At 33.0% G+C, this 12,745-nt stretch carries 12 protein-coding genes; 5 read left to right on the top strand and 7 right to left on the bottom strand.

What is annotated here, in order from left to right; translation table 11 throughout:
• Positions 1–461 precede the first annotated feature (461 nt).
• The 3 genes from PVK71_RS14230 (at position 462) to PVK71_RS14220 (ending at position 3,303) form a co-directional block, all read left to right on the top strand.
• The gene (locus PVK71_RS14230) at positions 462–1,103 is read left to right on the top strand and encodes a hypothetical protein (protein ID WP_130043373.1); all 642 of its coding nucleotides are present in this window, start codon (positions 462–464) and stop codon (positions 1,101–1,103) included.
• Between the two features lie 387 nt (positions 1,104–1,490).
• Positions 1,491–2,396: an EAL domain-containing protein gene (locus tag PVK71_RS14225; protein ID WP_274419586.1), complete on the top strand. Its 906-nt coding sequence runs from the start codon at positions 1,491–1,493 to the stop codon at positions 2,394–2,396.
• Positions 2,397–2,451: 55 nt separating this feature from the next.
• A complete protein-coding gene (locus PVK71_RS14220; protein ID WP_130043375.1) occupies positions 2,452–3,303 on the top strand; it encodes a GGDEF domain-containing protein in 852 nt (283 codons plus the stop codon).
• Between the two features lie 37 nt (positions 3,304–3,340).
• Here the strand turns inward: PVK71_RS14220 and PVK71_RS14215 are convergent, their stop codons facing one another.
• The 4 genes from PVK71_RS14215 to PVK71_RS14200 form a co-directional block, all read right to left on the bottom strand.
• On the bottom strand, positions 3,341–3,874 hold the full coding sequence (locus tag PVK71_RS14215; protein WP_274419585.1) for a prepilin-type N-terminal cleavage/methylation domain-containing protein: 534 nt from the start codon (positions 3,872–3,874) through the stop codon (positions 3,341–3,343).
• Positions 3,875–3,964: 90 nt separating this feature from the next.
• Complete coding sequence (locus PVK71_RS14210; RefSeq protein WP_130043376.1) at positions 3,965–5,569, bottom strand: methyl-accepting chemotaxis protein; 1,605 nt, start codon at positions 5,567–5,569, stop codon at positions 3,965–3,967.
• Between the two features lies 1 nt (position 5,570).
• Positions 5,571–5,807: a hypothetical protein gene (locus tag PVK71_RS14205; protein ID WP_130043377.1), complete on the bottom strand. Its 237-nt coding sequence runs from the start codon at positions 5,805–5,807 to the stop codon at positions 5,571–5,573.
• Between the two features lie 70 nt (positions 5,808–5,877).
• Positions 5,878–7,488, bottom strand: coding sequence for a GGDEF domain-containing protein (locus tag PVK71_RS14200; protein WP_130043378.1), 1,611 nt, complete (start codon positions 7,486–7,488; stop codon positions 5,878–5,880).
• Between the two features lie 448 nt (positions 7,489–7,936).
• Between PVK71_RS14200 and PVK71_RS14195 the strand changes: the two genes are divergently transcribed.
• Positions 7,937–8,455, top strand: coding sequence for a hypothetical protein (locus tag PVK71_RS14195; RefSeq protein ID WP_130043379.1), 519 nt, complete (start codon positions 7,937–7,939; stop codon positions 8,453–8,455).
• A gap of 57 nt (positions 8,456–8,512) precedes the next feature.
• Positions 8,513–9,244 carry an NYN domain-containing protein gene (locus tag PVK71_RS14190; RefSeq protein WP_130043380.1) on the top strand — a complete coding sequence of 244 codons (732 nt, stop codon included), beginning with the start codon at positions 8,513–8,515 and terminating at the stop codon, positions 9,242–9,244.
• A gap of 568 nt (positions 9,245–9,812) precedes the next feature.
• On the opposite strand, the gene PVK71_RS14185 is transcribed toward PVK71_RS14190, so the two are convergent.
• The 3 genes from PVK71_RS14185 to trpB all read right to left on the bottom strand — a co-directional run bounded on the left by PVK71_RS14185 (position 9,813) and on the right by trpB (position 12,744).
• On the bottom strand, positions 9,813–10,421 hold the full coding sequence (locus PVK71_RS14185; RefSeq protein WP_274419584.1) for a dicarboxylate/amino acid:cation symporter: 609 nt from the start codon (positions 10,419–10,421) through the stop codon (positions 9,813–9,815).
• A gap of 326 nt (positions 10,422–10,747) precedes the next feature.
• Entirely contained in the window at positions 10,748–11,554 is an 807-nt protein-coding gene (gene trpA, locus PVK71_RS14180; RefSeq protein WP_274419583.1) for a tryptophan synthase subunit alpha, read from the bottom strand.
• Positions 11,554–12,744, bottom strand: coding sequence for a tryptophan synthase subunit beta (gene trpB, locus PVK71_RS14175; RefSeq protein WP_274419582.1), 1,191 nt, complete (start codon positions 12,742–12,744; stop codon positions 11,554–11,556). Before trpB ends, trpA begins: the two co-directional genes overlap by 1 nt.
• Between the last annotated feature and the right edge of the window lies 1 nt (position 12,745).

The raw sequence follows: 12,745 nt of genomic DNA, 5'->3' as shown, positions 1-12,745 counted from the left end.
AAGCTATTTGCTTCTCTTTTTGTTTTAAAATAATGGTTAAGCACATTTGCAAGTTTTGCAAAAGTGCATAAATCTATGAACAACATTCCAATCATTTCTTTTCCAGAAAAGCAGTAGCAAAGCTGCTGCAATCATAGTTCTAAATGTTTTTATTAAAACTCTATTGACTTTTATTTTATCTATGTATTAATTGCTTATAGAAAGATTGTTTTTTCTTTAATGAAATTACTATCACAAAGTTTTCTATTTATTTTTTTATTAATTGTTTCGCCACTCAATAGAGTGGCTTTTTTATTTCTGTTGTTATGCTTTTTTTGCTATACATTTTTCACCTTTTAAAAAACTTTTTTCATTAAGTTTTTCTTTTAAGTAAAGCATTTTCAGTCTTACAAATCTTTTCATAAATTGAATGATTTTTATTCTGTGGTTCAATGTTTATATAAACAAGGAACTTAAAAATTATGAAAGGAAAAATTTTATTTATAACAACAATGTTTGGTTTTAGCTTTGCTGCTGAAACATCAAGCTATGATCAGTTAGTCGCAAGTGCATACTCTGTTGCGACTTGGGTCGCTGTTTTGATCGGTTTGTCATCAATATTTTTTGGGCTTAAAAAGCTGAAAGACTATGGAGATAATCAAAACCAAAGCAGAGTCGGCTCAACGCCATTTGTATTTCTGTTTGTAGGTTCAGTTTTGATGAGCTATTCACAAATGATTGCATCATTCAGTCTGTCATTCATTGGAGATGACGCTGGTTTTTGTTTCGGGTTAGAAGAGAGTGTTGATAGTGCAACGGAAATTTCATCAAATTGCTGGAAAGGTGAGGGAGCTGACTTTTTATCACCAGAACTTAAAGCAAAACTTGATTCTGAGGAACAAAAATCTGTTTCAAAGTGGATAGAATCTGCGTTCTATACGCTTCAATTGCTCGGATTCATCTGGTTCATCAACATTATGGTTTACATGAAGAAAAGTAGCGAATCACATAATCAGAAAACTGACGCATTCAAAGTGATTCTTGGTTTGATTGGCTGTGCTGCACTCTTTAATGCAAATGCAACAATTGAGATTTTAAAAGGGACATTTGAAAGTTTCACATAAAAGAAAGCGAGTGATCATTATCACTCGTTTTCTTTTCAAATATACTTACAGATCAATTCCTCAATAAACCATAGTTTTTGGTACGGTGTAAGTATCACCACCAACTTTTTATTGGTTCCTATATTCAAGCTCTTCAAGCATTACTACGCTGGTTTCAATTGAATTAGCAAGTTCATTGCTGGTAAGAAAAGATCGGCTCTAAAAATCCGACGTTGCATATCTTTATGTATAGCTATGTTTTGATTACATGATGAATTTTTAAACGGTTTACGAGCAATTTTCTATTTCTTATCAATCGAAAAACTTCATAGAGACGATAAATAAATTTCCGCTTAAAGCTCATGTAAATAATGTAAAATAATAAAGCGTATTTGTTGTGGAAATTAAATGTCAAATAACTTTTACATGGTATATCAGCCATTATTTCAAAATGATAGAATCGTAGCAGTAGAGGCATTACTACGTCCAGTCGATAGCTCTTTAAGTATTATATCTTTTATCGGATCTTACATTAGCACATTACAGCTGGACAAAGACGTGATACAAGCTGTAATTTCAGATGTTCAATCCCATTCATATATTAAAGAGGTTCATATCAATGTCCACCCAAGTAGTTTAAATCATTATGATTTTATCCATTTATGCGTAATGCTCAGGATGAAAACCAGTACGAGAATAGTTCTTGAAATCATAGAGTATGAATCTTATCAATTTGACTCGTTAACATTTTTTTATATGCGCTATTTAAGAACTTTTGGAATTCAAATTGCGATAGATGATTTTGGACAACAGTTTTCCAACAGTGAAAGTTTAGTTCATGTTCCAGTAGATAAAGTGAAAATAGACGGAGCATTAATCAAAGGTATAGAATCCAAGGAGTTAAAACTCAAACTGCTTAATCATATCAACTCTATGATTGTAGATCTTTTAGATGCATTAGTCGTTTTTGAGCAAGTAGAAAACATCAAGCAATTTGAATTGATAAAATTGATTAATCCTAACGCTATAATTCAAGGTTACTATTTAGAAAAGCCAATGAAATTATCGGAATTAAAAATCAAATATAAAAACAAGTTTAGTGAAACGGTAATATTAGGTGTTGAGAGAGAAGTTGAGGAACTGTATAAACATGTTTTTAATTTTATGAGTAATAACATATCATCAGAAGGTAGTATTTATAGTTCAGAATTGAATTGTTTTGTTAAAAATAATGATGTTAACAAACTAATTTATGATGACGATGTTGCTATTACTATAGGTAATTTGGCAAAAAAGATTTTTCAAAAAAAGTGATTTTTGATGATGAGTTTTTCAAATAATGTGTTTAAAAATTATTGTAGGTTGATTTATGTTTAATGAATCTGATGCGGATTTTTGTGGTTTGTATGATCTTTTTATGACGTCTTTTCCTGGGTTCTTATCTATCAGAGATGAAGAACATAGGTTAGTCTATCTGAATGAAACGTTTAAAACATGGATTAGAAAATTTACAGACATTGATGTTATTGGACTGACAAATGAAGAAATTGCAAAGGACTTAGACCCTAATGTAGCTGAAGTTTTTCAAGAATGTCATGATTTAACTATAAGCTATATGTATGATATCAATACCAATAACAAAATTATCAAATTTATTGAAGATGATGTTGTTTTATACTTTGATATTATGAAGTTCAAATGTGAGTATCAGGGAAAAGTGTATATATTCACTCAAGGAAAAGATATCACAAAGCTATACAATGAAACCAAAAATTATGAAATACAAGCAGTTACAGATGAGTTGACTGGGTTACATAATAGAAAGATATTTACACGTTTAGATTTTAAAAATTCAGATGTATTTATTTACATCGATCTAAATAATTTTAAAATAATAAATGATGTTTATGGTCATTTAGTAGGTGATCAAATTTTAGTGAACTTTTCAAATATATTGAAAGATTCATTCAGGAAGAACCAAGATCATATCATCAGATTAGGAGGGGACGAATTTTTAGTTATAGTAGATACTCATGACAATCAGATTAACTTCGATGAAAAGGTCGAAGTCATAAGAAATAAATTCACTGACTTTTTTAGCCATTATGTTGATTTAGGATTTTCTTACGGATACCATCGATACTCTATAAATCTTGAAAATACGCTAAATATTGTTGATAAGTTGATGTATCAAGATAAAAAAAGAAAACGTACCATATGAGTTTATTTATCAAGTACGTTTTAATCTTAATTAAAAATTAACAGCCATCATCGAGAACATAAAAATACCCATCAGTTCTCGAATTAGATGATATGTCATTATTATGAAATTTATCTGGTGCGTATGAAATAAAACAGCGGCTATCACTGAAATCAGTTATCCCATAGTGAAGAATAATTCCTCCATTATGGTCCCATGTATAAATTAGTCCATCACTTTTGTCATCCAGACTCACATCTAAATTTACAATTGATAATAATGGTTCTAAACTTTTTATTGATGGAAATATAGGTAGAATTGGATAAAAGTCATCCGTAAGTCCAAATTCAAATCCATTTAATGTAAGTATTTTCTCTCCTTTGTCATTCAATTTAATATCAGCGGATGGAACTTGGGCTTTAGCTGAAAAAATCTGAAATGCACTTTCCAATGTACCTTTGGTAGCAGCAAGAGTTGCTTTTCTGCTGTCACTTTGTAGATTTAAAAATCTCGGCATTGCAGTAACGGCGAGAATTCCAAGGACGACAATTACGACCACTAATTCGATAAGTGTAAAGCCTTTGTTTTTCATATGTTGCCTTAAAAAACCTTAGCGAAGTAGGGACTAAGGTTTTTGATTAATAATAATACGATCTATAATAACTTTAGTTGAGATGACTTGTCAATGCGCTGTTTTGAATTTCATTAACATTTCATTCAGTTGGGTCATTTCGTTGTTGATATCGATAATTTGAATTGTTAAATCATTAGATACTTCATAACTTGATGATGTGATATCGCTGATGTTTACCGCATTTACGTTTATTTCATTAATGACACATGTCTGTTCTTCGGCAGCAGTTGCGACCTGTACTTCCATTTCATTCAATTTTGAAATATTAGAGCTTACTTCTTCCATGTTTTTTAACGCTTCTGTTGATGAATCTATACAAGAATCCATCAATTCAAAACAACTATGTACTTCTGATTTTACAGCGTTTGCTCTATTTTGTAATTGAGTTATTATTTCTTCAATGTTTGAAGTAGATTCTTGAGTTTTCTGAGCCAACATTCTTACTTCATCCGCAACGACAGCAAATCCTCTACCTTGTTCTCCTGCTCTTGCTGCTTCAATTGCCGCATTTAGAGCGAGTAAATTTGTTTGATCTGCAATGGTGCTTATCATTTCTAATACTGATGAAATTCGTTCTGAATCATCTTGTAATTGCTGAACTACTTGATTTGAAGCTTCAAGTTTGTTATTCGTATTTAAAATGTTGCTTGAAGTTTTTTCTACGAACGATTGAGTGATTTCTGATGTGGCAAGAGAATTATTTGTTAATTCTGATGACATTGAAATATTATTAGACGTTTCTTCTGCTGTTGCAGCAATTTCATTTATCGCTGTAACCAATTGATTCATGTTATCTTGTGCGACTTGCATTGATTTAGCATTGTTATTCACCTGATTGTTGAAGGTTTGTAGTTTTTCAGACGTTGCATTGCAAGTAGTTTTAGTTAGCTCTATTAAGCCACAAATTTCAATCCTAAAATCCTTTAACAAATTCATTAAAGTTCCTATTTCATCTTTTTTGAATTTATCGCTGCGAATAAAGTCACATAATTCACCTTCAGCAATGTTTAAGTTAGTAAACTCTTTTACTGAACTATTAATTATATTTAGTCGAGTAACAATACTTCTTATAGACTGAATTATTAGGAATGAAACTAAAATTATAATCAAAAAATAAATTAACAATGAAAGATATTCATAATATTGAATGTCATTTTCAAATTTTTTGTTAAAATCGGTAATGTAAATTTCATTGATTTCTTTCAATCTATCAGTGCTTTTGAAAATTGTAGTGAGTGAGGTCAACGAATCTTTATATCCCTCCTCAGTATAAGTCTGTAATAAGTTTTTAATCTTGTTGTCGTATTCTAATACTTGATTTTTCAGTGAATTTAATGTGCGAATGTCTTCATCGTTAGCATCATATTTTTCGTAAACGTTGAATTCTAATTTTAATGAATTGGTTAATTCATTAGCAACATTTGAGTTTGTGGTTTTATTTATATTGTTTATAGCCAATAGTTCATATCTTCTTTTTTCATTTAATAAGTTTTCTATATTACTAATTGAACGATAAGAACCAATTATTTGGTCTATTAGATAATCTTTGTTTTCTTTCGTTTTTTCCAATGAAAAATATAGTACTGAAAAAGAAACAAGCAAAGAAATAACCGTAATGGAAAGTATCAAGTATAATTTATTTTTTATGTTCATTTTATCTCTCATATAAGCTTAATAGTAGCAAGTACTCTTTTTTTAAATTTCTTATGTGTTCAAGTTTTTCTTCATCAACACCATCGAATTCTATATATAAGTTTAGTATCTGTGGTTTTATGTCATTTATCAATTCATCAATTACTTTTTTGTCTTTAATATTCAATAGGTCAGTTCTGATTTCATTGATTTTATTCTCCATAATGTAAATTAAATTTTCTGCAGCATCATTAATCATTGAAATAACTCTTTAACTATTTTAACTCTAAAGTTAAATTTGCATTAGTAGACTGAACGTGAATTCTATGTCAATCTTCTTTGAACAAACGTTTTTCGATATACATTGATTGGTCAGCTATTTTTATTGCATTATCAACGTTATTTTTTAAGTTAATGGACAAACCATAAGAGAATGATAATCTAAACCCTTTTTTATCAAAGTGATTTTTTACATATTGATTTATTTGTTTTAGTTTAATATTTATTTGTTCCAAATCGTTCGTGTTGAAAAAAATTATAAACTCATCACCACCATATCGAACAATGATATCTTCTTGTGTATCTGATCTTATATGACTTTGCATTATCTCACTAAATTCAACAAGAACACTATCACCTATATCATGACCATAACCATCATTGATTTTTTTAAATCCATTTAAGTCAATGAATGCTAAAACTTTATTTTCGTAGAAAAAGCTTTTTTCTATACCTTTTATACAGTCTCTGCTTCTACATCCAGTTAGATTATCTTTTCCAATAAATAAGCCTTTGTTTTCTTCATAAACAGTAACAGAAATATACACTTTGTTTTCTAATAAAACTTTTTGTCTAATGGTAAAGTATAGTTGATTATTAACTATTTCTTTTTTTACTGAAAACATTTCAGCAGAATTTAGTAAATGTTTGTCATCATCTATGCAAAGAGAATAATCGGGGACAATACTAATAACGTCTTTTACAGGTACTCCTATCAAAGAACGACCAAAGAAATTTTCATGACTTTTGTTTTCAAATAGTACTACACCATCTGAATTTCTTAGAGCGAATATTCGTTCACTATTTTTTAAAACATTAAAAATAAAAAACTGTATCTCGGTCTTGTCTGCATGATGGTATGTCATCAAGTTTTTCAGTATTTTTTGCTCATTGCCATTTATATTATAAGCAGGCAATAATGGTATTATATTATTTAAAACTTTAGACTGATGGTTGGATTTTATGTAATTGTAAATCAACCATTCAGAGTCGTTATTGTTGTTCGAATCTATTTCTTTAGAACTCGGCGTGTAATTATCAATTATTGAGTGTAAGCTATTGCTATTTTTATAAATTGAACCTTGAACGCTACTGTTTTCGTTGATTAAAAGAGTTAATTCACGCAACTTTTGAGTGTTGACACCATTAAACGTTATTTTTTTTATTCCAAATGATATTGCAATATCATTTAAATATTTTAAGTACTTGTATTTGAAATATTTTTGGTCGATTTCATCAATGAGGTTTGAGGCGAAATTAATTTGGTCGAGACTCAATGAAGAGATTAGCTCAATCTGTAAACGATTGTACTCTGAGTAATGTAATGATGAAAAAATACCAATATCTTTCATTCTTTTAATATTTACATCTATTTGTTCTAATAAAATCTTATTAATGTTATTAGGAATTTCAAATTCTAAATAGATTGGGTTAGAGTAGTTTTTCTTGGATAATGAAGAAATAAAGTCACTATCTAACATCATCGACAAGTCAACCTTGATTGTTATACTTACTTTTTCTTCTTGTGCATTTAATTCATCTAAAATTGAATTAAATGAGGTGACATCGATATTGTTCCCTTCGTTAAGCGAACTTATATATACCCCAGTAAGTTTTTTGTCGTTTATTTGAGGGGTGAATGTTAATTTTGAAGTTGTCATTGAGCCGTTACTTGTGATGTTTTATAATTGTTTTATGGTCTCGATATGTATGAGTATTGGCGTAATTTTATACTTGGAATTATTAAATGTCATTATAAATCTTACATGTATTAAGTAGTTAACTATAAGTTTCGAGAATGAAACTTTGTCTTCATCATATAATAATACGCTATTATCGGTTATTTAAGTTAGTCTCTGAGAAAGGGTTTGTGATGGTTTAATTACGAAGTATGCCAAGGTAACGGCAGATCAATTTCAGAAGCCGTAAATGACTGTATGGAAGTTAAAAGACAGTGGTGATGAAAGTCTGAGGTTCTTTTGTATTCACTATTTTGTTATTAGTTAAAGTTATCAATTACACTTTCTGAAAACATGTTTACTCTCACAGTTTATTGGCTACTAAATCGGTAAATTTATACGTGGATTTGCTTCCTCAATAGGTTATTCAATGAATAGATATGTATTTTTAATGTTGTTTTCTTCATTCTTGGTAGGTTGTTCTTATTCAGTCGATACATGGGTTTCAAGTGAAGATGAACCAATAATCACTGAACAACATACAGAAGAATACTGGAATAAAGAAGGTTATTTTGACGGACCTTGTGGGTGGATGAAACAGGAGAAAGTTTCAACATTACCAAGCTTAAATTCAAATGGCTTTCTGAAGGGTACGGATGTTGTCGTTGAGTTTGCAGATGATGACAAGATTCTAAAAGAGATTTCTGTCCCAGCGAACAGTATGGTTATTGGTGCAGATGAGAATAGTATATACACAAATAATGGGTTAAAGATTGGGTCAGATGGGTCATTGTCAAAAGCCTCGTTAGAGTTAACTTCTGCAAAACCAATAGAATGCCCTGTTGCAATGATTGAGTATTTTGGCGGTTCAGATTACTTGATTTGTTCAGAATTTGAACTTGATAATCAAACATCACGTTTATTCGCTTTCCAAGGTCCTTGCACTTAATAAGCATCAACTGTTAAGGAATATGGCATTTATAAAATCATTGTATAGAGGTTGGTTATGAAAGATTTAGATGAGCATAAAAAGATTGCAGTGTTAATAGATGCTGATAACACCCAGCATTCAAAACTACATATGATTCTTGATGAAATATCAGCACATGGTCATATGGCTATTAAACGGGCATATGGGGATTGGTCGAGTGATTACTTAAAAAATTGGAAAAAACCGCTCAACGAACTTGCTATCCAACCAATTCAACAGTTTGCCTACACTCAGGGAAAAAATTCCACAGATGCATATCTGATCATAGATGCAATGGATTTGCTATATTCTGATAAATTTGATGCGTTTGCTATTGTATCAAGTGATAGTGATTTCACAAAGTTGGCCTCTCGCCTACGAGAATCTGATATTTTTGTTTTTGGAGTAGGGGAAAGCAAGACACCAATCTCTTTCAGAAATGCTTGTGATGATTTTATTTTTATAGAAAATTTAGGATGTGAATCTGAGGTAAAAGATACTAATACAAATGATGAAAATCAGGAACAACTTGTGTCATTGATTTCTTTATTAAACAAAGCATGGGAACGATTTCAAGATGATACTGGTTGGGCAAACGTAGCTTCAACAGGGGGATTTGTAAAAAGAACAAAACCTGATTTTGATCCACGTAGCTATGGAGTATCAAAATTGCCAGAGGTAATAGCACTCCTTAAAGATGAGTTTGATATGAAAAAATATAAAGGTAAAGGGACTGTGAATATTATCGCTTATCGACCAAAGGTTTAAAAACTTACTTTGTTGTTGGTGCTATCAACGAAAAAGAGCATTTAAATGATGCGAAGATTAATAATAATCTTGTTTTGTTTTACAGCAGGTTGTGAAACAATACTTTCGCTCTTGTGATTGTCCGACTTACCTGTTTGTCTGAGGGCAAGTGTCATTGGCAGGATAGCCATAAATTACGTGTAGGGAACACTGTAAGCATTAAAAAATTGGTAATGCACCGTTTAAGGTCAAAAGAGGTTATTCTCTATGAGTAAGGTGCAATACAAGCTTCCGATCTTTCTGAATATTAACGGTAAGAAAGTATGCCATTTGGTTGATTATCATTTGGCTATACAGTTCCGAAAAGAGGGTTCATCTGAACAACTCTTGAAAGAGTTAGTTCAAAAAGCAGCTTAGTATGTCGGCAACCAAGAGCAACTGAATCATATCAAAACCACTCAGACGAGTGGTTTTTTGCTTTCTGGGTTGGGGTTAATTGAATCTTGAAAGGGGGCTTTACAAACACAAAAAGAGAAGAGTTTTCATATTAAAACCCTTTTGTTTTTCCATTTATAACAATGGGTTGACTTCAAATTTTCATATGCGGTGTTTTTCTTTTGATTATATTAATCATCCAAACCATTACATCAACAATAGCATTAACACCATTGATCATTGGCTCGCGACGTGTTTTTTCTAATTTAGAAAGACCAATACCAAAAAATAAGCAAAAAACGAGGATTTGAAGAATGTTTGCTTCATTTAATGATTGGAAAACGTTGGTTGGGATCATACCAGTAATGGTCGCCCAGAAAGTAGGTAACTCACCTTTCGCGGCGTACGCTGATGAGAACATACCTTCAACGCCAGAAACATCAATGCCTTTACCGGGTTCAAAAATCTCACCCATGAACAGTGCCAGTGCAACAGCGAGTGCTGAAGTGATACCAAAGTAGCCTAAAGTTGTTAAACCAACTTTACCAGCATTACTGCTATTACCTAGTCCAGCAGCACCAGATATTAGAGCAACTGCAACCAGTGGGATCACTAGCATTTTTATTAGGTTAATAAAGATTGTACCTAAAGGAGCAAACATAGCGGCAGATTGCCCCATTGTTGCACCAACCATGGTACCTACGATCATTGCAATAACGACTTGAACGCCAATATTGTTGAGAAGTCCTTTTTGTTGTAACACTTTACTTACCTCTGCGCTGTTTTTTTAACAAGATAAAGTTCGTATAACTTGTTAAATATGTGGTTATTGGTTAAATATATTGAGAGGTGTTTTACATGTAATATTTACATCTATCAATATTTTTATCAAATAGATCTCATTTTATGTAGGTTATGTGATTTTATGTAGGGTGTTTGTTTCTTTTTTGTACTCTACGATGTTTGTTATTACTTATGTAGTAAGTTGGATCTAATTAACATTTAACGTAATAAAGCGAGCATAGAAAAGGGATAGATAAAAAAAGAGCTCGTGATGAGCTCTTTTAGGGTGCAATAACGTGTTAAATGTTATTTTTGTGTTGCAGCTTTCATCTGGGAAGTAAATGATGAAAGAGCATTAAGTAAAGCGGCTGGATTATTTTGATTTTGTTCAATGAGTTTTACTGTCGCAGAGCCTGAAATAGCCCCAGCAGCACCGGCTTTAATAGCTTCTTCTACTTGAGCTGGTTCTGAAATACCAAAGCCTAAGATAGCCGGGGGCGCATCAAATTGATTTAAGCGCTCTAATAGTTGAGCTACTGGCATACCTGCTTTAGTTTCTGCGCCTGTAACACCAGCACGAGAAAGAAGGTAAGTGTAGCCGCCACCTAATTTAGCAACGGTTTCTAACGTTTCATCTGATGCTGATGGTGGAGCAATGAAGATAGGGTGAACATTATGCTTAATTGCACTTGCTCTGAATTCTGCTGATTCATTGGTTGGTACATCAGCAATTAACACTGAATCTACACCGGCCTGTTGGCATTTAGTATAAAAAGTGTCAATGCCATTTGCGAACACTAGGTTAGCGTAAACTAATAGACCAATTGGTGTTTCAGGGTATTTAGCACGGATTCTTGCGATTAAATCAAAACATACAACAGGCGTTGTTTTGCTGTTTAATGCACGAATGTTTGCGCCTTGAATTGTTGGACCATCCGCAAGGGGGTCAGAGAATGGAAGTCCTAGTTCAAGGGCATCCGCACCTGATTCAATTAGGGTTTCCATGATCTGATAAGAAAGCTCAGGGTTTGGATCGCCAATGGTTACAAAAGGAACAAAGGCACCTTGGTTTTTGTCTGCTAATTTAGCAAATAGGTCTTGATAACGATCCATTAGATTTCTCCCTTTTCTTTTAGAATGTCATGAACGGTGAAAATATCTTTATCACCACGGCCTGATAGGTTCACAACCAATAGCTGCTCTTTTTCTGGTTCAGCGTGTGCTAGCTGAAGTGCATAAGCCAGAGCGTGAGAAGATTCTAATGCAGGAATAATACCTTCGCCTTTTGCTAAGGTTTGGAATGCTTCTAGCGCTTCATCATCAGTTACTGAACCATATTCAGCACGGCCAATAGCGTTTAAATGTGCGTGCTGTGGGCCAACCGATGGGAAATCAAGACCGGCAGAGACTGAGTATGATTCTTCGATCTGGCCATGTTCATCTTGCATCAATGGTGCTTTCATACCAAAGAAGATGCCAGTTTTACCATGTTTAAGTGGAGCGCCGTGCTGATCAGTATCAATACCTTTACCGGCTGGCTCAACACCAATCAGTTTCACATTTTCTTCTTCAATGAAGTCAGCAAACATACCAATGGCGTTTGAACCGCCACCAACACAAGCAATAACGGCATCAGGAAGACGACCTTCACGTGCAAGGATCTGCATTTTTGTTTCTTCACCAATCATTCGTTGGAAATCACGAACAATCGTTGGGAATGGGTGAGGGCCAGCGGCTGTACCTAATAGGTAGTGCGCAGTTTCATAAGTGGCAGACCAGTCACGTAGTGCTTCATTACAGGCATCTTTTAGTGTTGATGAACCTGAATGAACAGGGATCACTGTTGCGCCCATTAATTCCATACGGAATACATTTGGGCTTTGACGTTCAATATCTTTAGCGCCCATGTAAACACGGCACTTTAAGCCAAGCAGAGCACAAGCAAGTGCTGTTGCAACGCCGTGTTGGCCTGCGCCAGTCTCTGCAATAATTTCGTTTTTACCCATGCGTTTTGCAAGTAGTGCTTGACCTAATACTTGGTTAGTTTTGTGAGCGCCACCGTGCAGTAAATCTTCACGCTTTAGGTACAATTTAGTTTTAGTACCCTTGGTTAGATTACGACAAAGCGTAAGGGCAGTAGGACGACCGGCGTACTCTTGCAGTAACGTCATAAACTCAGCGCGGAAATCGTCATCTGCTTGAGCGTCAATGAAAGCTTGCTCAAGTTGATCAAGTGCTGGAACTAAGATTTGTGGAACGTATTGACCACCATATTCGCCGAAGTAGGCATCTAATTTTGCCATG

This window comes from Aliivibrio sp. S4MY1 (assembly GCF_028765545.1).
Taxonomy (GTDB): Bacteria; Pseudomonadota; Gammaproteobacteria; order Enterobacterales; family Vibrionaceae; genus Aliivibrio.
The sequence above is the reverse complement of the archived record's forward strand: the minus strand, read 5'-3'. Positions and strand labels throughout refer to the sequence as shown.

Bases quoted from the DNA above. Each gene is read 5' to 3' on its own strand.
- PVK71_RS14230 (WP_130043373.1), top strand. From the start codon at position 462: ATGAAAGGAAAAATTTTATTTATAACAACAATGTTTGGTTTTAGCTTT.
- PVK71_RS14190 (WP_130043380.1), top strand. From the start codon at position 8,513: ATGAAAGATTTAGATGAGCATAAAAAGATTGCAGTGTTAATAGATGCT.
- trpA (WP_274419583.1), bottom strand. From the start codon at position 11,554: ATGGATCGTTATCAAGACCTATTTGCTAAATTAGCAGACAAAAACCAA.
- PVK71_RS14200 (WP_130043378.1), bottom strand. From the start codon at position 7,488: ATGACAACTTCAAAATTAACATTCACCCCTCAAATAAACGACAAAAAA.
- trpB (WP_274419582.1), bottom strand. From the start codon at position 12,744: ATGGCAAAATTAGATGCCTACTTCGGCGAATATGGTGGTCAATACGTT.
- PVK71_RS14225 (WP_274419586.1), top strand. From the start codon at position 1,491: ATGTCAAATAACTTTTACATGGTATATCAGCCATTATTTCAAAATGAT.
- PVK71_RS14220 (WP_130043375.1), top strand. From the start codon at position 2,452: ATGTTTAATGAATCTGATGCGGATTTTTGTGGTTTGTATGATCTTTTT.
- PVK71_RS14195 (WP_130043379.1), top strand. From the start codon at position 7,937: ATGAATAGATATGTATTTTTAATGTTGTTTTCTTCATTCTTGGTAGGT.
- PVK71_RS14210 (WP_130043376.1), bottom strand. From the start codon at position 5,569: ATGAACATAAAAAATAAATTATACTTGATACTTTCCATTACGGTTATT.
- PVK71_RS14215 (WP_274419585.1), bottom strand. From the start codon at position 3,874: ATGAAAAACAAAGGCTTTACACTTATCGAATTAGTGGTCGTAATTGTC.
- PVK71_RS14205 (WP_130043377.1), bottom strand. From the start codon at position 5,807: ATGATTAATGATGCTGCAGAAAATTTAATTTACATTATGGAGAATAAA.